A 20727-nucleotide genomic window follows, 5' to 3' on the forward strand; every position below is an offset into this window, starting at 1 on the left:
ACGGACTCGTCTAACAAGATGAGTCCGTTTTGTGCTTTTCATGATCCAGCTCCATACGCCGCTGAACAGCGCCTTCCGCTTTTCTTTGTCCAGCTCCAGGCGCTAGCGGCTAGTGTACTTCCGCCCTCCTCCTTGCGATAAGTCAACATCGATTCACTATCGTTCATCGTGTTTCCTTTATCTCGTGCGGATGGCTTCAGTCCATACGCCGCTGAACAGCGCCTTGCGCTTTTCTATTTATCTTTCAGTATCGCGTATGATCTAACCATTGAGCCGACGAACATGATGAGTGCGCCGCTTAGTAGCGTTTTTTGGAATGTTGCTTTAGTGATCATGTCTAATGGATAGAGCAGGCCGCCGAGCATAAGTGCGACCCCGATGGCTGTTATGATCCAACTGATTTTTTTCATTACATTTCACCTTCATTTCAATCGATTGTATGTCCATTATAGCATGATCGCTGAATTTTTGACGTTTTGAATCGGTCCAAATGTGGTATGGATGAATATAATAGTTAGAAAATTTATATTTTTTAGTCTTTTTCATTGCGCCATTTTGTTAATTGGGTTATATTAAAATTATCAATAAATGAATGAGTATTCATTCAAAAGGGTGTAAAGGGGGAAATGAAGTTGGTTCAGCACATTCAAAAAGCAGCTGTTCTTGGATCGGGTGTGATGGGTTCTGGGATCGCAGCACATTTAGCGAATATTGGTATACCATCGATTTTATTAGATATCGTTCCTCGTGAATTGTCGAAGGAAGAGGAAGCAAAGGGGTTAACATTGAACGATCGTCAAGTGCGCAATCGTTTTTCAGAAGGAGCGTTGAAGAAGCTATTAAAGCAAAAGCCAGCTCCGCTTACATCTAAAAAGAATCTCTCATTAATTACTGCAGGGAACTTAGAAGATGATTTAGAGCAATTGCAAGAAGTCGATTGGATTATTGAAGTCGTTGTTGAAAATCTGGACGTGAAAAAACAAGTGTTTGAAACGATTGAAAAGTACCGCAAGCCTGGTAGTATCATCAGCTCCAATACATCTGGTATTTCGATTGCAGCGATGGCAGAAGGTCGTTCGGAAGATTTTCGCAAGCATTTCTTAGGGACGCATTTCTTTAATCCACCTCGTTATTTAAAGCTACTAGAAGTGATTCCAACGAAGGACACAGATCCTAACGTGCTTGAATATATGAAAACATTTGGAGAAGACACGCTCGGTAAAGGTGTGGTGCTGGCGAAGGATACGCCAAACTTTATCGCTAACCGCATTGGCACATATGGTTTATTGAAAACAGTGCAGGAAATGCTTGCGACAGGTTTTACGCCAGGGGAAGTGGATTCGATTACTGGTCCACTAATTGGCCGTCCGAAAAGTGCCACTTTCCGAACGTTGGATGTTGTTGGTCTCGACACGTTTATTCACGTCGCCAACAATGTGTATGAGCAAGTAGAAGGGGAAGAAAAGCAAGTATTTGAAGTGCCAGAGTTCATGAAAACGATGCGTGACAACGGCTGGATTGGTGCGAAAAGCGGGAAAGGTTTCTTCAAGAAAGAAGGCAAGACGATTTTAGAATTACATCCAGAAACGATGAAATATAGCGACCAGAAGAAGTTAACGGCCGCTTCGATTGAAATGGCAAAGCAGCAAAAAGGCACGGGAGCAAAATTGAAAGCGCTTATTTATGCCAATGATAAAGCGGGTCAATTTTTATGGAAGATTATTGCGCCTGTACTTACGTATTCCGCTGAGCTAACAGGAGAAATCGCTGATGACATTGTAGCGATCGACCAAGCGATGAAATGGGGGTTTGGCTGGAGCCAAGGACCGTTTGAAATGTGGGATGCAATTGGTGTCGAGAAGTCGGTCGAGAAGATGGAAGCAGAGGGGTTAAACGTGCCTGTTTGGGTGAAAAAAATGCTAGCAAGTGGCCACACCTCGTTCTATCAGGAAGCTCATTTTTACCATAAAGGGGAATATACATCGATTCCGGTCAATTCGAAAGTGATCGATTTGAAAAAGCTGAAGAAGCAAGGAAAAGTGATTAAAAGCAACAGTGGCGCTAGTTTAATTGATATTGGTGATGGGGTCGTCTTACTTGAATTTCACTCAAAAAGCAATGCAATCGGTATGGACATTGTCCAAATGATCAACTATGCCGTTGATGAAGTCGAGAAGAATTATAAAGGGCTTGTGATCGGTAACCAAGGCAAGAACTTCTGTGTCGGTGCGAACTTAGCGATGATTTTAATGGAAATACAAGACGACAATTTATGGGATGTAGAAATGGTTGTGAAAGGCTTCCAGCAAGCGATGATGAAAATTAAATACAGCTCGAAACCGGTGGTTGCTGCACCATTTGCGATGACGCTCGGTGGTGGAGCTGAGGTTTGTTTACCAGTGGCTCACATTCAAGCAAGTACAGAAACGTATATGGGACTTGTTGAAGTGGGAGTTGGTTTAATCCCAGGCGGTGGCGGTAACAAAGAGCTTTACATCCGTCATTTAGAGCAAATGGCGAACGGGGTGCAAGTAGATTTACAAAATATCGCGAACAAAGTGTTTGAAACGATTGCGATGGCGAAAGTGTCGACATCGGGTGAAGAGGCTCGTGAGAATAATTTCTTAATGAAAGCAGATGGCGTGAGCGTCAATCCAGACCATTTGTTACACGATGCGAAACAAGCGGCGTTGTATTTATACGAGAGTGGTTACACTGCACCGAAAAGAAAGAAAGTTCCAGTCGTTGGAGAGTCCGGCTATGCGATGCTGCTGTTAGGTGCGCAATCGATGTTAAAGTCTGGCTATATTTCTGAGCATGACTTGAAAATCGCCCAAAAGCTCGCTTATGTGATTGCAGGTGGAAAGCTTCCATTCGGTACGGAAGTGGATGAACAATATTTATTAGATTTAGAGCGCGAAGCCTTTTTAAGCTTATGTAAAGAGCCGAAAACGCAACAGCGGATGCAACATATGCTCGTTAAAGGGAAGCCATTACGTAATTAATTTGCAAGGGGGAGAAGGAGAATGAAGGAAGCGGTCATTGTAGCGGGTGCAAGAACCCCAGTCGGTCGTGCGAAAAAGGGATCGTTAGCGACTGTTCGTCCAGACGATCTCGGGGCGATTGCGGTGAAAGAAACGTTAAAACGAGCAGGAAATTACGAAGGAGAAATTGACGATTTAATTATCGGTTGTGCGATGCCAGAAGCGGAACAAGGAATGAATATGGCGCGAAATATCGGTGCGCTTGCTGGACTTTCTTACACCGTACCAGCGATTACGATCAATCGTTACTGTTCGTCTGGTTTACAGTCAATCGCCTTTGCAGCAGAGCGAATTATGACGGGGCAAGCAGAGACGATCATTGCTGGTGGAGCCGAATCGATGAGCATGGTTCCGATGATGGGTCATGTCGTTCGCCCGAATATTTGGCTAGCTGAAAATGCGCCTGAATATTATATGAGTATGGGCCACACAGCTGAAGAAGTTGCTAAAAAATATGGCATTTCTCGTGAAGAACAAGATGCGTTTGCTGTTCGTAGTCACGAACGTGCGGCGAAAGCGATCGCGGAAGGGAAATTTGTTGATGAAATTGTCCCGGTTGATGTGACGCTTCGCCATGTCGGAGCAGACAATAAATTAGTAGAAAAGCAGATTAAGTTTTCACAGGATGAAGGGGTACGTCTAGGAACAAATATGGACGCGTTAGCGAAGTTGCGTCCTGCTTTTTCTACAACGGGTACAGTCACAGCAGGGAATGCCTCGCAAACGAGTGACGGTGCGGCAGCTGTAATGGTAATGGAACGTGAAAAAGCCGAATCACTCGGATTACAAATGATTGCAAAATTCCGCTCGTTCGCAGTAGGTGGCGTCCCTCCAGAAATTATGGGGGTTGGGCCGGTTGTGGCGATCCCGAAAGCGTTGAAGCTCGCTGGATTAGAACTATCAGATATCGGCTTAATTGAATTAAATGAAGCCTTTGCTTCCCAATCGATTCAAGTGATTCGTGAGCTTGGTTTAGATGAAGAAAAGGTTAATGTCAACGGAGGAGCGATTGCGCTCGGTCATCCACTGGGCTGTACAGGAGCAAAGTTAACATTATCTTTAATCCATGAGATGAAGCGACGCAATGAGCAATTTGGAATTGTGACGATGTGTATCGGTGGAGGCATGGGAGCCGCTGGGGTATTTGAGCTTTTATAATCAACGAAACAGGGGGAAAAGAATATGACGAATCAAATGGAAAAGCAAGCTGTTAAAGGTGGAGCATTTTTAATTGAGGACATTTCATATGATCGCGTATTTACGCCGGAGGACTTTTCTGATGAACAAAAAATGATTGCCAAAACAACAGAAGAGTTTGTGATGAATAGTGTCATGCCACAAGTCCCTTATTTAGAAAAGCACGAATTTGAGCGTTCCGTGAAGTTGCTTCATGAAGCTGGTGAGCTCGGACTGTTAAGCGCCGATGTCCCAGAAGAGTACGGAGGCTTAAACTTAGATAAAGTCAGTTCTGCTTTGATCGCGGAGAAACTAGCGGTAGCGGGTGGCTTCTCAATCACACACGGTGCCCATGTCGGAATCGGTTCGTTGCCGATCGTCTTATTCGGAAATGAAGAACAAAAGCAAAAATATTTACCAGCATTAAGTACAGGGGGAAAAATCGCGGCGTACGCTTTAACAGAGCCGGGATCAGGGTCTGATGCGCTAGGTGCGAAAACGACGGCGAAATTAAATGAAGCAGGCACGCATTATATATTAAATGGTGAAAAACAATGGATCACAAACGCAGGATTTGCTGATGTGTTCGTTGTGTATGCAAAAATTGACGGCGATAAATTTTCTGCTTTTATTGTAGAAAGAGAATCCCCAGGTGTATCCACAGGTGCGGAAGAAGATAAAATGGGGATTAAAAGCTCGTCAACGCGGACGTTAATTTTACAAGATGCCGAAGTGCCGAAAGAAAACTTGCTTGGCGAAGTCGGTCGCGGCCATGTGATCGCGTTTAATATTTTAAATATTGGCCGTTACAAGCTCGGCGTCGGTACAGTCGGAAGCTCAAAGCGTGCGCTTGAAATTACGGTGAAATATGCAAATGAGCGCAAGCAGTTCAACACACCAATCTCTGCTTTCAACTTAACGAAAGAGAAATTCGCCACAATGGGGGCAAAACTCTACGCTTCTGAAAGTGCGATTTACCGCACAGTCGGCTATTTTGAAGACCGCATGAGCCAATTGTCTGAAGAAGAGCAAAAAGATGGTATGGCGATTTCCCAATCGATCGCTGAATACGCGATTGAGTGCTCTTTAGGAAAATTCTTCGGCTCAGAAGTGCTTGATTATATGGTCGATGAAGGCGTGCAAATTCATGGTGGGTATGGCTTCATGGAAGAGTACGAAATCGCTAGAATGTACCGCGATTCCCGCATCAACCGCATATTTGAAGGAACGAATGAAATCAATCGCTTAATCGTGCCAGGCACTTACGTCAAAAAAGCGTTCAAAGGGGAACTTCCGTTACTGGAAAAAGCACAGCAATTACAAGGTGAATTAATGATGCTTATGCCAGAAGAAGTGGGCGAGGAAGCACTTGCACAAGAAAAATATTTAGTGAAAAATGCGAAGAAGCTTGGTTTAGTAGCCGCTGGTTTAGCGGTTCAAAAATACGGCAAAGCACTTGAGAAGGAACAAGAAGTGTTGTCCAACTTAGCGGATATCGTTAATTTAGTCTATGCGATGGAATCAGCGGTTCTGCGCACAGAAAAGGCGATCGCCAACGTAGGGGAGGAGAAGAGTAAGCAAAAATTACTATACACACAAATCTTCTGCCAAGAAGCATTTAATGAAATCGAAGCGCATGCGAAAGAAACATTGATTGCTGTAGAAGAAGGCGACAACCTCCGTATGATGCTATCCGTTTTACGCAAATTGACACGCTACACACCAGTTAACATCATCTCCAAGAAACGTGAAGCGGCTGAAAAACTAATCAGCGCCGAAAAATACATCATTTAATTTAGTTAGCACCCGCTCAAGTGGCGGGTGTGTTTTGTTTGGGGAGTTCAGATCGGTCAGCAATCGTTCACCTACAAAAGAGGGTTTTATGTGGCAAACAGCGAATTTATTTGTTATAAAAGGTATAAGTTATTTGGAATGGAGGTCGACGAAGGAATGGCGTTGACATTTTATTGGTATCCGAAATGCGGAACGTGCCGCAATGCGAAAAAATGGTTAGAAGAGCGCAACATCGAATTTCAAGCAGTACATATTGTAGAGAATCCTCCTTCTAAAGAGGAGTTAAAAGAGCTATACGAAAAAAGCGGATTAGAGTTGAAGAAGTTTTTTAACACGAGTGGACAGAAGTATCGTGAGTTGGGATTAAAAGACACAATTAAAACGGCTACGGAAGATGAATTGCTGACCCTTTTAGCTTCTGATGGCATGCTAATTAAACGTCCCCTTACGACAGATGGGCAGAAAGTGACAGTCGGTTTCAAGGAAGATAACTTTGAAATGAACTGGGCCCAACAATAGAAAGAAGTTTCTTGCTTTGTTCCTGTAAAATAGGTAAAGTTTAATTGAAGTCACGCAATGGAGGGATATGTATGAACGCACCAAAAGAATTACGTTATTCTGAAGAACATGAGTGGGTAAAAACAGAAGGGGAAAAAGTTCGCATCGGAATCACTGAGTTTGCACAGTCTGAACTTGGCGATATCGTATTTGTTGAACTTCCATCTGTAGGGGATGAAATTACAGCAAACGAGCCGTTCGGTAGCGTAGAATCTGTTAAAACAGTTTCTGAATTGTACGCGCCTATTAGCGGAAAAGTCGTTGAAGTGAACGAAAATTTAGACGATAGCCCAGAACTTGTGAATGAATCTCCTTATGAACAAGCTTGGATGGTCGTTGTTGAAGTATCTGACGCTTCTCAAGTAGACAGCTTAATGACAGCTGAGCAATATGAGGAAATGGTGAAAGAAGACTAATGACGAACGAGAGCACTTCCATGTGATGGAGGTGCTTTTCTTTAAAAATAGACAGACTGATCATCGAGGCGAAGGGTGATGACGATGTTTGTGGAGAAAACTATTGTTGTTGAAGGGACTTCTGATAAAAAAAGAGTGAAAGAAATCGTGAAAGAGCCAATTGAAATCATTTGCACAAATGGTACGATTGGTGTGAGCAAATTAGATGAAATGATCGATGAGCTTGATGGTCGGGATGTGTATATTTTAGTAGATGCCGACAAAGCAGGGGAAAAGCTGCGAAAGCTATTTATTCGCGAGTTGCCAGAGGCTCACCATTTATATATTGATCGAGTGTATAAAGAAGTGGCGACCACTCCTTATCGACATTTAGCTACGATCCTATTAAGTGCCAACATCGATGTGCATAGTAAGTTTTTGCAAAAAGGTGGATAAACATGCAACCAGAACAATTGTTAGCGATGATCGAGCAACAGCCGAAAGTAGCGGTTTACGCCTACGCTCCCATGTGTGGGACATGCCAGCTCGCTTCGAAAATGCTCGATGTCGTAGAAAAAGTAGGAACGGCTTACGAATGGGCTCGGATCAATTTAAATTATTACGAAGATTTCGCCGAAACCTATGGCATTGAAAGTGTTCCATGCTTGCTTATTTTTCATAAAGGGCAACTCATGGAAAAGATTTATGCATTTCAGTCTGTTCCGCATATTTATGAAAAATTGAATCAGTATTAATAAAAACCTGCCAGCATTTTGGCAGGTTTTTTGGCGAAGATATTGTCGAGCGATTCTCAAAGGATTTTCGGCCCTTTTCTTTGAAATAAGTAATAATAAAGCGATTAGAGGGGGCGAGCGGATTGCATAAGCAACTTTCGATGATTCAAGAGGCATGTCAAGAAAGAACGCATCTCCATTCGATGTTACCAGCCGATCCTGTTGGGGTGCTTTTAGAAGATGAACATGAACATTGGTTGTTGACGATTAGCAAAGAAGGCGTTGCTTTTTCCAACGAAGACTTTCAGCCGTGGCAGTTAAAAGTGAGTGCCAAAGAAGGTAACATGGCTCAGTGTTTGGCTGGAGAGCAACGCCTTTTTCTGTACAATCGTATGGGGAAATTAGACATATCAGGCCTTTATCGACTGCAACTCTGGTTCGAATCCCTCCTCTGGCTTTGCCGGGCGTATGATTAAAAGCGGAAGGCGCTGCTCAGCGGCGTATGGGCTGGAGCCATCCGCACGAGATAATAGAAAAATATTTTCCTTATTGACAATTTTCAAATTAAGATGATACAATCAGTCTCAACAATTAATTGAATAGCGAAACTCTTATCAAGAGAGGTGGAGGGATGTGCCCGATGAAGCCCGGCAACCTTCAACAATGATTTGTTGAAAAGGTGCCAATTCACACAAAGCGATTGCTTTGGCAGATGAGAGAAAGGAACTTAACAACTTATACCTTTCTGCTCATTGCGGCAGAAAGGTTTTTTATTTTTAGAGAGGAGAGTGAGGCCATATGATTTCAATTGCAAATGTGAAAAAGATTTTTGCAACGAAGAATGGCACAGTGACAGCGGTAGATGAAATCAATTTAAACATAGATCAAGGAGAAATCTTTGGCATCATCGGCTACAGTGGAGCGGGAAAAAGTACACTAATCCGTATGCTGAATGGGCTTGAATCTCCTTCTGAAGGGTCGGTCGTTGTTGCCGGTCGCAAAGTGTCAAATATCCGAGGAGCAGAACTAAGACAAGCACGTCAAGAGATTAGCATGATTTTTCAGCATTTTAACTTACTTTGGTCAAGAACGGTTAGGGAAAATATCGCTTTTCCACTTGAAATTGCTGGCGTTCCGAAAGAAAAACGAAGAGAGCGTGTCGACGAACTCATTCAGCTAGTCGGGTTGGAAGGGCGTGAAGATGCTTATCCTTCTCAGCTAAGCGGTGGTCAAAAGCAGAGAGTCGGGATTGCGAGAGCATTAGCGAACAATCCGAAAGTGCTTTTATGTGATGAAGCGACGTCCGCACTTGATCCGCAAACGACGGATTCGATTTTGGACTTGCTAGTAGATATTAATGAGCGGCTCGGGTTAACGATTGTGTTAATTACTCACGAAATGCATGTTATTCGCAAAATTTGTCATCGTGTGGCTGTGATGGAAGCGGGGAATGTTGTGGAGCTAGGACCTGTGCTTGATGTGTTTAAGCATCCGAAGCAGCCGATTACGAAGCGATTTGTTCAGCAAGTGACGGGAACAGAGGAGTCTAGAGAAACGATTGCGCATTTACTTGAACAAAAAGGGAAAGTGATTAAGCTGAGCTTTATTGGCGAATCCGCTGAACAGCCAATTATTACCGAGCTAATTCGCAATTTTCAAATATCCGTTAATATCGTTCAAGGAAACGTGTCACAAACGCAAGAAGGTGCCTATGGCTCGCTCTTTGTCCACCTAACGGGTACTGAAGAAGAAGTGAATCGAGCGGTTGCCTACTTGGATCAACATCAAGTGAGTTCGGAGGTGATCACCCATGCTTGAGCAATGGTTACCAAATGTGAAGTGGGATAAAATTTGGGAAGCAACTAGTGAAACCCTTTATATGACGGGAATTTCAGTTGTTGCGACGTTTATTCTTGGTATTTTACTAGGTTTACTTCTGTTTTTAACATCGAAGGATCAAATATTGGAAAATAAAGCAGTGTACTTTGTCGTATCGGCTTTCGTGAATGTATTTCGTTCGATTCCGTTTATTATTTTAATCGTATTATTAATTCCGTTTACGAAAGTACTGGTTGGTACGATGATTGGTGAAGATGCAGCATTACCTGCTTTAATTATTGGGGCATCCCCGTTTTATGCTCGGATTGTTGAGATCGGGCTAAGAGAAATTGATAAAGGTGTCATCGAAGCGGCTCGCTCGATGGGAGCTAAAACGAGCACAATTATTTTTAAAGTGTTGTTGCCAGAGTCGATGCCGGCCATAGTTTCAGGTATTACGGTCACGGCGATCGTCTTAGTTGGCTACACAGCGATGGCAGGTGCCATTGGGGCTGGTGGACTTGGGAATTTAGCCTTTTTAGACGGCTTCCAACGCAGTCAAAGCGACGTGACGTTTGTGGCAACAGTCATTATTGTACTCATCGTATTTGCGATTCAATTCATTGGTGACTTTTTCACTAAGAAATTAGATAAAAGATAATGAGGAGGAAATAGAATGAAAAAGTGGTTATTTGCTTTACTTACATCAGTAGTTGTATTAGCCCTTGCGGCATGCGGCGGTTCAGAAGAGAAAAAAGAAGAAGGTAAGTCAGAAGAAGATAATAAATTGGTTGTTGGGGCGTCTAACGTTCCGCATGCGATCATTTTAGAAGAAGCTAAGCCGCTGTTAAAAGAAAAGGGCTATGATTTAGAGATTGAAACATTCAATGATTATGTGTTACCGAATAAAGCGTTAGATGAAGGCGAATTAGATGCGAACTATTATCAGCATATTCCGTTTTTGGAGTTGCAAAAGGAAGAGCATGGTTACAAGTTTGAAAATGCGAGTGGTATTCATATCGAGCCAATCGGTGTGTACTCGAAAAAATATAAAAGCTTAGACGAACTACCTAAAGGCGCAAAAGTGTTAATGAGCAGTTCTGTAGCTGACCACGGTCGTGTGTTAAGCCTGTTAGAAAAAGAAGGTCTAATTAAGCTGAAAGATGGTATTAATAAAACTGAGGCGACACTTGAAGACGTTAGCGAAAATAAAAAGGATTTACAATTTGAATATAACTATGAACCTGCTTTCCTTCCACAAGCATTTAACAATGGAGAAGGCGACGTAGTATTAATTAATTCTAACTTTGCGATTGATTCGGGATTAGACCCGTTGAAAGATCCGATTGCTATTGAATCAAACGATTCTCCATACGTGAACATCGTGGCTGTGCGCAGTGGAGATGAGAACAGTGAAAAAATTAAAGCGTTGATCGACGTATTGCATTCACAAGAAATTCAAGACTTTATTATGAAAGAGTGGAAAGGCGCGATCGTTCCAGTAAATGAATAGATAGAAAGAAGCTTGTCGCTTGATTATCGAGTGGCAAGCTTTTTTTTATGGACTCTTCTTCGTAAAAATTTCGTATAAGCATCTATGTCTTATCACATATTAAAAGGGAAAAACAGACAGGAGGGATGACGATGGAGACAGAGATGAATAATTTTTCACAGGAAGCGTTGCGAGAATATAAGGAAGGATTAGGGACGTTTGAGAAAAAGATGCCGGAGTTAGCCAAGCATTATAAAGATTTTACTGCGGCTTGTTTTAAAGAGGGAGATGTTGCGCTAAAGGAAAAGCATTTAATTGCGCTAGCGATCAGTGTATTCGCTCAAGATGAGTATTGCATGATTTATCATGTGAAAGGCTGTTTGGATCAAGGGTGCAGTGAAACGGAAATGTTAGAGGCGATGGGAGTGGCTGCCGCCTTTGGTGGTGGAGCAGTCATGAGTCAAGCAGTGACGTTAGTTCAGGAAGCGATTCATGATTTAAGCCAGAAACATTAGTGGGAGGATATGAAAGGATATAGTAAGAATTTTAAGAATAAGGGAACTAATCCGGGTGTCAGTGTTGGAGAGTCGATGAGAGCCGGTGAGAGCAAGCTATATGCTTTTTGTGGAAAAAGCCAATAATTGTTAACATATATAGTGCAAGTTAAAAAACGGAAAGGAATGATTCCCTATTAATTTGTTTAACTCACTGAATTTAACGTACACAGAAGGTATGGATAAGGCGATGCATGGAGCACATGGAGTCGGATACGAGGTGTACAGTCAAAATCATGAAGTGAGGATGGATGTTGAACGCCAGCGCGAAGAAGATTATATCAATAGTCGTCGCATGGTTGCAGATTTTAGCCGTCGATTTATCAATCATTTATCATAATAATGAGAAAAACCAGTGGGTAGCCGCTGGTTTTTTTCGATTATAAATGAATAGAAATTTTTCATTTATTTAGGGAAAGACTACTATATAATGAAGCGGAATTTTTGGTATAATCAAATATCTCAGCAATTCTTTTAGATTGGTTGAATATACTTTTAATTTGTTATAAGATTGTAATGAGAATAAATTGAGAATGACAATAATTCAACAACATTTTCGATAACGACGGAGGTATAGATATGACAGCTTCTACATTAGTAATTAAAGACTTACATGTAGCAATTGAGGGTAAAGAGATTTTAAAGGGTGTAAACCTTGAGATAAAAGGTGGAGAATTCCACGCAATCATGGGACCAAACGGAACAGGTAAATCAACATTATCTTCCGCAATCATGGGTCATCCGAAATATGAAGTGACACAAGGTAGCATTGAGCTTGACGGTGAAGACGTATTAGAAATGGAAGTAGATGAGCGCGCTCGTGCCGGTCTATTTCTTGCGATGCAATACCCAAGCGAAATTACAGGTGTAACAAATGCGGACTTCTTACGTTCTGCGATCAATAGCCGCCGTGAAGAAGGCGATGAAATTTCTTTAATGAAATTCATCCGTAAAATGGACGAAAAAATGGACTTCCTTGAAATGGATCAAGATATGGCGCAACGTTACTTAAACGAAGGCTTCTCTGGTGGAGAGAAAAAGCGTAACGAAATCCTTCAATTAATGATGATCGAACCAAAAATTGCGATCCTTGATGAAATCGATTCTGGTCTAGATATCGACGCATTAAAAGTCGTTTCTAAAGGAATCAACGACATGCGCGGCAGTGAGTTCGGATGCCTAATGATCACTCACTATCAACGTCTTTTGAACTACATCACTCCTGATAAAGTACACGTAATGATGCAAGGTCGTATCGTGAAATCAGGTGGCCCTGAGCTTGCTCAACGCTTAGAAGCAGAAGGATATGACTGGATTAAGCAAGAGCTTGGAATCGAAGACGAAACAGTGAGTCAATAAGAGCCATTTTAGGAAAGCTGATCACTAGGAGGATGAACATGACTGTAGAAACAAAATTACCAGTAGATCAAGAGTACGTTCGCTCATTTTCAGCGCAAAAAGGCGAAGCTCAGTGGCTAACTGACTTGCGTTTAGCGGCTCTTGACAAAATAGATGTACTACCGTTACCAGTAGCGGAAAAAACAAAAATCGATAAATGGAACTTCACGCAATTTGCGGCTCATGAAGTGACAAGTGAAGTGTTTGCTTCTTTAGAAGAACTTCCTGAAGAAGTGAAGTCATTAATCGATATCGAGCAAGCAGACAAAAACCTTTATATTCAACGCAACCAAACGCCTGCTTTCTTATCTGTATCAGAAGAATTAAAGGCGCAAGGTGTCATTTTTACCGATATTCATACAGCGGTGAAAGAGCATAGCGAGCTTGTAGAAAAGTACTTCATGACAGAAGCGGTAAAAGTCGATGAGCATAAATTAACGGCTTTACACACAGCATTAATGAATGGCGGAGCTTTCCTATACGTTCCGAAAAATGTTGAAGTGAAGGAACCAATTCAAGCGGTGTATGTACATGACCATGCGGATACGGCGCTTTTCAACCACGTATTAGTAGTGGCAGAAGATAACAGTGTTGTCACTTACGTGGAAAACTATATATCCACAGTGGAAACAGAAAAAGCTGTTGCGAATATCGTGACAGAAGTGATCGCTGGTCCAAACGCGAAAGTGGTGTACGGAGCGGTGGATCATTTAAATAGCGGTGTAACAACATATGTGAATCGTCGTGGAGTGACTGGCCGCGATGCTCGCATTGATTGGGCACTTGGCTTAATGAACGATGGTGATACGGTATCAGAAAACGTAACGAACTTAATCGGTGCGGGTTCATTTGCAGATACGAAAACGGTTGTTGTCGGTCGTGGAAAGCAATCACAGAACTTCACAACGAAAGTCGTTCATTTCGGTAAAAATACAGAAGGTTATATTTTAAAACACGGCGTTATGAAAGACGAAGCGAAATCGATTTTCAACGGAATCGGAAAAATCGAGCATGGAGCTTCTAAATCAAACGCAGAGCAAGAATCACGCGTATTAATGCTGAGTGAAAAAGCACGCGGAGATGCGAACCCAATTCTTCTTATTGATGAAGATGATGTAACAGCAGGTCACGCAGCATCAGTAGGACGTGTCGATCCGATGCAATTGTATTACTTAATGAGCCGCGGAATTTCTCGTCAAGAAGCAGAGCGTTTAATCATTCACGGATTTTTAGCGCCAGTTGTTGATAAACTTCCAATCGAAGGAGTTAAACAGCAGTTGACTGAAGTGATTGAAAGGAAAGTTCGCTAATGAACGCGAAGGAAATTAAAAAATACTTTCCGATTCTTGACCAAGAAGTCAATGGACATCCGCTCGTTTATTTAGACAGTGCGGCCACTTCGCAAAAGCCAGTGCAAGTGATTGAGGCACTCAATAAATATTATCGTGAGGATAACTCGAACGTTCACCGGGGTGTGCATACACTCGGTACACGTGCAACGGATGGATATGAAGGAGCGCGCGATAAAGTGCGTAAATTCATTAATGCGGCGGCGCGTGAGGAAATTATTTTCACCCGTGGCACGACGACATCAATCAACACGGTGGCGGCGAGCTACGGACGTGCAAACGTAAAAGAAGGCGACGAAATCGTCATCACATATATGGAGCACCACAGCAACATCATTCCTTGGCAGCAGTTAGCGAAAGAAAAAGGTGCGACGTTAAAGTATATTCCGCTTCAAGCGGATGGAACGATCTTAGTAGAAGATGCGAAAGCAACGATTACCGATAAGACAAAGATTGTGTCTGTCATGATGGTATCGAACGTCCTTGGCACGATCAATCCGGTGAAGGAAATTGCCGAAATTGCTCACCAGCACGGTGCGGTCATGGTCGTAGACGGTGCGCAATCGGCGCCACATATGAAGATGGATGTACAGGATCTCGACTGTGATTTCCTTGCTTTTTCCGGTCATAAAATGTGTGCACCGACAGGCATTGGCGTGTTGTACGGTAAAAAGCAATTACTTGATAACATGGAGCCTGTGGAATTCGGTGGCGAAATGATCGATTTCGTTGGTTTACAAGAATCAACGTGGAAAGAGCTTCCGTGGAAATTTGAAGGCGGAACTCCGATCATCGCTGGGGCAATCGGTCTTGGTGCAGCGATTGATTTTCTCCAAGAAATTGGACTGGATGAAATCGAGCGCTATGAGCATCGCTTAGCGGCATATGCACTTGAGAAAATGAGCACGATTCCTGGCATGCAAATTTATGGACCGATGTCTGGTGAACAACGTGCGGGACTTGTCACATTCAACTTAGATGACGTCCATCCTCATGATGTGGCAACGGTGTTAGATGCAGAAGGAATTGCTGTTCGCGCGGGTCATCATTGTGCACAGCCACTAATGAAATGGCTAGACGTATCAGCGACAGCGCGAGCAAGCTTCTACCTGTATAACACAGAGGAAGATATTGATAAGCTTGTCACAGGGCTTCTCAAAACAAAGGAGTATTTCAGCGATGTCTTTTAACAATTTAGATCAGCTGTACCGCCAAGTGATTATGGATCATTACAAAAACCCACGCAACAAAGGCCAGCTTGAAGACGGCAGCTTAACGATAGATATGAATAATCCGACTTGTGGCGATCGCATTCATTTAACATTGAATGTAGAAGACGGCAAAGTGACAGCGGCGAAGTTCGATGGAGAAGGGTGTTCCATCTCCATGGCTTCCGCTTCGATGATGACGCAAGCAGTCAAAGGAAAAGATATTGACACAGCTTTAAAACTTTCACAAATTTTTTCCGATATGATGCAAGGCAATGACTATCCAGATGACATCGATCTTGGCGATATTGAAGCCTTACAGGGCGTTTCCAAGTTCCCTGCCCGCATTAAGTGTGCGACGTTAGCGTGGAAAGCGATGGAAAAAGGATTAAAAGAGAACGAATAATTATAATGACGACAGGAGGAATATAACATGGCAAAGAAAATGCCAGAAATCGGGGATTACAAATACGGTTTTAAAGATAAAGACGTATCTGTTTACCGTTCAGAGCGTGGATTAACACGTGAAATCGTGGAAGAAATCTCTAAATTAAAAGATGAACCACAATGGATGCTAGACTTTCGCTTAAAATCACTCGAACTTTTTTATGAAATGTCGATGCCACAATGGGGCGGCGACCTTTCTTCATTAAGCTTTGATGAAATCACTTACTACGTGAAGCCATCAGAGAAATCTGAGCGTTCTTGGGATGAAGTACCAGAAGAAATCAAACAAACTTTTGACAAACTTGGTATTCCAGAAGCGGAACAAAAATATCTTGCTGGTGTATCCGCACAGTATGAATCAGAGGTTGTTTACCACAACATGAAGGAAGACCTAGAAGATTTAGGGATCGTCTTCAAAGATACGGATTCTGCATTAAAAGAAAACGAAGACATCTTCCGTAAATACTGGGCAAAAGTAATCCCACCAACAGACAATAAATTCGCAGCGTTAAACTCAGCGGTATGGTCAGGTGGATCATTCATCTACGTACCACCAGGTGTAAAAGTAGATACGCCATTACAAGCGTACTTCCGCATCAACTCTGAAAACATGGGTCAGTTCGAGCGTACGCTAATCATCGTAGACGAAGGCGCAAGCGTACACTACGTAGAAGGATGTACAGCACCTGTCTACACAACGAACTCCCTTCACAGTGCGGTTGTAGAAATCTACATTAACAAAGATGCTTACTGCCGTTACACAACGATCCAAAACTGGGCAAACAACGTTTACAACCTAGTAACGAAGCGTGCCGTTTGTGAAGCGAACGCAACGATGGAATGGATCGACGGAAACATCGGATCGAAATTAACGATGAAATATCCAGCCGTTATTCTAAAAGGCGAAGGTGCTCGTGGTTTAACTCTTTCCATCGCGATTGCTGGTAAAGGCCAACACCAAGATGCCGGAGCAAAAATGATTCACCTTGCACCGAACACATCTTCAACGATCGTATCTAAATCGATCGCCAAACAAGGCGGAAAAGTAACGTACCGCGGTATCGTTCACTTCGGACGCAAAGCAGAAGGCGCGCGCTCTAATATCGAGTGCGACACGTTAATTATGGATAACCAATCCACATCGGATACGATTCCATACAACGAAATCTTAAACGACAACATCTCTTTAGAACACGAAGCAAAAGTTTCAAAAGTATCTGAAGAGCAACTATTCTACTTGATGAGCCGCGGCGTTTCTGAAGAAGAAGCAACAGAAATGATCGTCATGGGCTTCATCGAGCCATTCACAAAAGAACTTCCAATGGAATACGCGGTTGAAATGAACCGTTTGATAAAGTTTGAGATGGAAGGTAGTATCGGATAATATAGGTAAAAGCCCGCCACAACATTGTTTGTGGCGGGCTTTCTTATAAGGAAATACCTTTAAAGTATAGAAGGTTAATGCTTAATCAATATTATTATAAGAAGTTGCTTATGATATAATGACTTTGAATTAAAAGGAATATGTATTTTGAAAGGTAAATGAAATGAATTTAAAACATCAAATTTTTACCCCAGTAAACATTGTGAAAAAAATGTTAGATCAAATTAATTATTGCACTAATGTATATGGGAAAAAAGTTTTAGAGAGTGCTTGTGGAGATGGAAGTATATTGATTCCTTTAGTTAAACGATATATTGATTTATGTATAAAAGAAAACTATACCTTAAGTCAGATAAAAAAAGGATTGGAAGAAGATATATATGCTATAGAAATTGATACTTATTACTATAAAAAATGTCTTCATAATTTAAATATTCTTATTAAAAATTATGGGATAAAAAGTGTTAAATGGAATTTGTATAACCTCGATAGTCTAAGGCATAATTGGGATTTCAAATTCGATTATATAATAGGTAATCCACCTTATATCAGATATCATGATATAAAAACAGAGGATAGAGAGTTTTTAAGACATAAATATAAGTCTTGTGCAAAAGGAAACTTTGATTATTATTATGCTTTTATTGAAGAAAGTATAAATTGTTTAAGTGAAGAAGGAAAGATGGTTTATTTAATACCAAATAATATATTTAAAAATGTATATGCAAGTACATTGCGAAATATAGTCAAAGAAAAATTGACGAAGATATACGATTACACTCAAGAAAAAGTTTTTTCTGACATTCTAACTTCATCAGCAATCATCTTAATTGATAATACTGTAAATAATAAATATCTAAAGTATTACAATGTATTTGAGAATAATTCTATTTTTGTGGATAAATCTCTTTTGGGAGAGAAATGGGTATTTTCTGGAGTTGGTGATTGCAAACAAACAAAGTATAAATTTGGAGATTATTTTGAGGCTTCAATGACTATAGCAACACTATTAAATGAAGCATATATATTAAAAGACTCCATAGAATTAAAGGATTTTTATGTGGTGAATGAATATAAGATTGAAAAAAGTTTGGTGAGGGAAGCTGCTAGTCCTAGGAGTTTATACTATAAAAAAAATGAAAAGATAATATTTCCTTATTATTATGAGGATGGTGAGCTACGAAGGTATTCACCCAAATTGTTTGAAACACAGTTTCCATATGCTACACAATATTTTAAAAAATTTGAAGCTAAACTTCTTAAAAGAAAAGTTAGTGCTAATGTGTATTGGTTTGAATATGGAAGAACGCAAGCGCTACACCATTTAAATCAGCCTAAACTATTATTATCTACAGTGATTACAAAAGAAGTTAAAGTTTATGAATTAGACAAATATACCATACCCTATTCAGGGATATACATAACCCCAAAATCTGGAGTGGGTTTGAAAGTAGCTAAAGTAGTATTAGAGTCAAATGAATTTTATGAGTATGTTAAATCTATTGGTATAAATGCTAATAGTAATTCTATGAGAATAACTGCTAAAGATATAAAAAACTTTCCTGTTGATGAAAAATATCTAATGTGAAGGAGGTTGTACAATGCTTGACCAAGAAGTAAAAGAAAAATCTAAAGAAATATTTACCGATTCTTATACTATGTCAGTGGGAGAAATAGCTAGTATGTATAAAGAAGGGGAATTAGAGTTGCAGCCCGATTATCAACGATTTTTTAGATGGTCTAATGCTCAAAAAACCAAATTTATCGAGTCTATTTTGTTAGGAATACCTATCCCACCTATTTTTGTATATCAAAAAGAGGATGGGATATGGGCTGTAATAGATGGATTGCAAAGGTTATCCACGATATTTCAGTTTATGGATATACTAGTCGATTTAAATGAAAATCATGGTGTTAATGACCTAGAGTTACAAGCTACTCAGTTCTTACCTTCTTTAGAAGGCAAAGAGTGGGAGGGGGAAAATCCTATATCTAAAGAACTGAAGTTGTTTTTTAAGAGAGCACGTCTAGATGTTAAGATTATAAAATATACGAGTGACGTTGATGCACAATATGAACTTTTTCAAAGGCTAAATACTGGTGGATCAACTTTAACTCCCCAGGAAATCCGAAATAGCCTTATGATTATGGAAAATAAATCATTTTATGTATGGTTTGAAGGTTTAACCAAAGATGAAAATTACATTAATTGTTTACCATTAAGTAGTAAACAAAGAGACGAAAAAGAAGATATGGAGTATTTATTAAGATTTTTTATTTATCGAGATTTAAAAACAGAAAGTATAAAAGGAAATGAAGATATTGCACCTTTTCTAACTGAAAAAATGCATGAATTAATAAATAAATTAGACTTTGATTATAATCATGAGAAAACAGTATTTGAAAATGTATTTTTATTCTTAAATACTGCTTTAGGGGAAGAGAGTTTTAAAAAATATGATTTTAATAAAAGCAAATTTGCCGGCGCTTTATCAATTGCTCAGTTTGAAGTGATTATTCCTGGTGTTGCAAAAGCAGTGATAAAAAGTCCGTATGATATAAATCAAACGGAAAGAACAGAAAAATTAGCGGCACTAGTAAAAGAGTTAGCGAAAGATACTTCCTTTCAGGTTAAAAAGAATCAATACCGACCTATATTGCGCATGAAAGAGCTAGTAGCATATAGTGAGGAATATTTTGATGGATTGTGAAAGATTACAAAATAAACTTGATAGAAATTCTAGTTATAGAAAAAGAGAAATTCTAAATTTAACTATACAAATTGAGTCGGTAGAGGGAGAAGTGCAAAAATCTTTATTAAGGGCTTCTTTTATACTTTTGTACGCACATTTTGAAGGGTTTACTAAACAAGCTATACGTTTATTTTTACAACATATAAATAGTGAACAAGTTCCTGTTAAAGAGTTGAAATATCACTTACAAACTTTGTATCATACTAAAAAAATCATTGATGTAAAACAGTCTAAAAGGAAAATAAAATATAATGAGTTGACTACCGCAATTCTATCAGGAAATGTAGAACCTTTTAAGGTTGAAGAAAGAGATCAAGATATTGTTTCAACAGAAAGTAATTTAAAATTCGATGTTATTGAAGACTTATTATTTTTAATAGGGGTAACGACAGAAAATTTTATGATGATTTCTGATCGTAGAACCAGTATAGATACAAAACAAGAGTTTATAAATCGTAGAATTTTAGATGCTAGAAACGCAATAGCACATGGAGAAAACACTATTATAACATTAGACGAATATAATGAAGTTAAAAACTTTATTATAGATTTTATAGATACATTGAAAGAATATCTTGTTGATATTAGTGTTAATAAATTATATTATGCATAGATGGGGATGT

Annotated in this window: 23 protein-coding genes and 1 riboswitch; of the genes, 21 read left to right on the forward strand and 2 right to left on the reverse strand. The window is 40.3% G+C overall.

What is annotated here, in order from left to right:
- Window positions 1-38: 38 nt before the first annotated feature.
- On the reverse strand, window positions 39-167 hold the full coding sequence (locus tag CEF22_RS18905) for a hypothetical protein (RefSeq protein WP_269799368.1): 129 nt from the start codon (window positions 165-167) through the stop codon (window positions 39-41).
- Between the two features lie 66 nt (window positions 168-233).
- Window positions 234-410, reverse strand: coding sequence for a hypothetical protein (locus CEF22_RS18645; RefSeq protein WP_198508027.1), 177 nt, complete (start codon window positions 408-410; stop codon window positions 234-236).
- Between the two features lie 222 nt (window positions 411-632).
- On the opposite strand from CEF22_RS18645, the gene CEF22_RS04640 reads away from it, so the two are divergent.
- The 21 genes from CEF22_RS04640 to CEF22_RS04735 all read left to right on the forward strand — a co-directional run bounded on the left by CEF22_RS04640 (window position 633) and on the right by CEF22_RS04735 (window position 20717).
- Complete coding sequence (locus CEF22_RS04640; protein ID WP_100401960.1) at window positions 633-3005, forward strand: 3-hydroxyacyl-CoA dehydrogenase/enoyl-CoA hydratase family protein; 2373 nt, start codon at window positions 633-635, stop codon at window positions 3003-3005.
- A 21-nt stretch (window positions 3006-3026) separates the two neighbouring features.
- Complete coding sequence (locus CEF22_RS04645) at window positions 3027-4202, forward strand: acetyl-CoA C-acetyltransferase (protein WP_100401961.1); 1176 nt, start codon at window positions 3027-3029, stop codon at window positions 4200-4202.
- Window positions 4203-4226: 24 nt separating this feature from the next.
- A complete protein-coding gene (locus CEF22_RS04650; protein ID WP_100401962.1) occupies window positions 4227-6014 on the forward strand; it encodes an acyl-CoA dehydrogenase family protein in 1788 nt (595 codons plus the stop codon).
- 156 nt (window positions 6015-6170) lie between these two features.
- Window positions 6171-6533 carry an arsenate reductase family protein gene (locus CEF22_RS04655; RefSeq protein ID WP_100403914.1) on the forward strand — a complete coding sequence of 121 codons (363 nt, stop codon included), beginning with the start codon at window positions 6171-6173 and terminating at the stop codon, window positions 6531-6533.
- Window positions 6534-6604: 71 nt separating this feature from the next.
- Window positions 6605-6988 (forward strand): glycine cleavage system protein GcvH, encoded by a 384-nt coding sequence (gene gcvH / locus CEF22_RS04660; protein WP_095480314.1) that lies wholly within the window; start codon window positions 6605-6607, stop codon window positions 6986-6988.
- Window positions 6989-7066: 78 nt separating this feature from the next.
- Window positions 7067-7423 carry a toprim domain-containing protein gene (locus tag CEF22_RS04665; RefSeq protein WP_100401963.1) on the forward strand — a complete coding sequence of 119 codons (357 nt, stop codon included), beginning with the start codon at window positions 7067-7069 and terminating at the stop codon, window positions 7421-7423.
- Between the two features lie 2 nt (window positions 7424-7425).
- Window positions 7426-7722: a thioredoxin family protein gene (locus CEF22_RS04670; RefSeq protein ID WP_100401964.1), complete on the forward strand. Its 297-nt coding sequence runs from the start codon at window positions 7426-7428 to the stop codon at window positions 7720-7722.
- A gap of 122 nt (window positions 7723-7844) precedes the next feature.
- Entirely contained in the window at window positions 7845-8177 is a 333-nt protein-coding gene (locus CEF22_RS04675) for a hypothetical protein (RefSeq protein WP_100401965.1), read from the forward strand.
- A 132-nt stretch (window positions 8178-8309) separates the two neighbouring features.
- A riboswitch (SAM riboswitch) is annotated at window positions 8310-8420 on the forward strand.
- Between the two features lie 79 nt (window positions 8421-8499).
- Window positions 8500-9519: a methionine ABC transporter ATP-binding protein gene (locus tag CEF22_RS04680; protein ID WP_100401966.1), complete on the forward strand. Its 1020-nt coding sequence runs from the start codon at window positions 8500-8502 to the stop codon at window positions 9517-9519.
- Window positions 9512-10180 (forward strand): methionine ABC transporter permease, encoded by a 669-nt coding sequence (locus tag CEF22_RS04685; protein ID WP_100401967.1) that lies wholly within the window; start codon window positions 9512-9514, stop codon window positions 10178-10180. The genes CEF22_RS04680 and CEF22_RS04685 overlap by 8 nt, the downstream gene beginning before the upstream one ends.
- A gap of 15 nt (window positions 10181-10195) precedes the next feature.
- Window positions 10196-11032 (forward strand): MetQ/NlpA family ABC transporter substrate-binding protein, encoded by an 837-nt coding sequence (locus tag CEF22_RS04690; RefSeq protein ID WP_100401968.1) that lies wholly within the window; start codon window positions 10196-10198, stop codon window positions 11030-11032.
- A gap of 131 nt (window positions 11033-11163) precedes the next feature.
- A complete protein-coding gene (locus CEF22_RS04695; RefSeq protein ID WP_442857353.1) occupies window positions 11164-11526 on the forward strand; it encodes a carboxymuconolactone decarboxylase family protein in 363 nt (120 codons plus the stop codon).
- A 217-nt stretch (window positions 11527-11743) separates the two neighbouring features.
- Complete coding sequence (locus CEF22_RS18445; RefSeq protein ID WP_157843170.1) at window positions 11744-11905, forward strand: hypothetical protein; 162 nt, start codon at window positions 11744-11746, stop codon at window positions 11903-11905.
- A gap of 239 nt (window positions 11906-12144) precedes the next feature.
- The gene (sufC, locus tag CEF22_RS04700; protein WP_100401970.1) at window positions 12145-12924 is read left to right on the forward strand and encodes a Fe-S cluster assembly ATPase SufC; all 780 of its coding nucleotides are present in this window, start codon (window positions 12145-12147) and stop codon (window positions 12922-12924) included.
- A gap of 38 nt (window positions 12925-12962) precedes the next feature.
- Window positions 12963-14273 (forward strand): Fe-S cluster assembly protein SufD, encoded by a 1311-nt coding sequence (gene sufD / locus CEF22_RS04705; protein ID WP_100401971.1) that lies wholly within the window; start codon window positions 12963-12965, stop codon window positions 14271-14273.
- Complete coding sequence (locus tag CEF22_RS04710; protein ID WP_100401972.1) at window positions 14273-15502, forward strand: cysteine desulfurase; 1230 nt, start codon at window positions 14273-14275, stop codon at window positions 15500-15502. The genes sufD and CEF22_RS04710 overlap by 1 nt, the downstream gene beginning before the upstream one ends.
- Window positions 15492-15926 carry a Fe-S cluster assembly sulfur transfer protein SufU gene (sufU, locus tag CEF22_RS04715; RefSeq protein ID WP_095480324.1) on the forward strand — a complete coding sequence of 145 codons (435 nt, stop codon included), beginning with the start codon at window positions 15492-15494 and terminating at the stop codon, window positions 15924-15926. Before CEF22_RS04710 ends, sufU begins: the two co-directional genes overlap by 11 nt.
- 27 nt (window positions 15927-15953) lie before the next feature.
- Window positions 15954-17351 (forward strand): Fe-S cluster assembly protein SufB, encoded by a 1398-nt coding sequence (gene sufB / locus CEF22_RS04720; RefSeq protein WP_095480325.1) that lies wholly within the window; start codon window positions 15954-15956, stop codon window positions 17349-17351.
- Between the two features lie 163 nt (window positions 17352-17514).
- Window positions 17515-18939, forward strand: coding sequence for an Eco57I restriction-modification methylase domain-containing protein (locus tag CEF22_RS04725; RefSeq protein WP_100401973.1), 1425 nt, complete (start codon window positions 17515-17517; stop codon window positions 18937-18939).
- A gap of 13 nt (window positions 18940-18952) precedes the next feature.
- Window positions 18953-20062 (forward strand): DUF262 domain-containing protein, encoded by a 1110-nt coding sequence (locus CEF22_RS04730; protein ID WP_100401974.1) that lies wholly within the window; start codon window positions 18953-18955, stop codon window positions 20060-20062.
- A complete protein-coding gene (locus CEF22_RS04735; RefSeq protein ID WP_100401975.1) occupies window positions 20052-20717 on the forward strand; it encodes an MAE_28990/MAE_18760 family HEPN-like nuclease in 666 nt (221 codons plus the stop codon). The genes CEF22_RS04730 and CEF22_RS04735 overlap by 11 nt, the downstream gene beginning before the upstream one ends.
- Window positions 20718-20727: the final 10 nt, after the last annotated feature.

Source organism: Bacillus sp. FJAT-42315, assembly GCF_002797375.1.
Taxonomy (GTDB): domain Bacteria; phylum Bacillota; class Bacilli; order Bacillales; family Domibacillaceae; genus Bacillus_CE.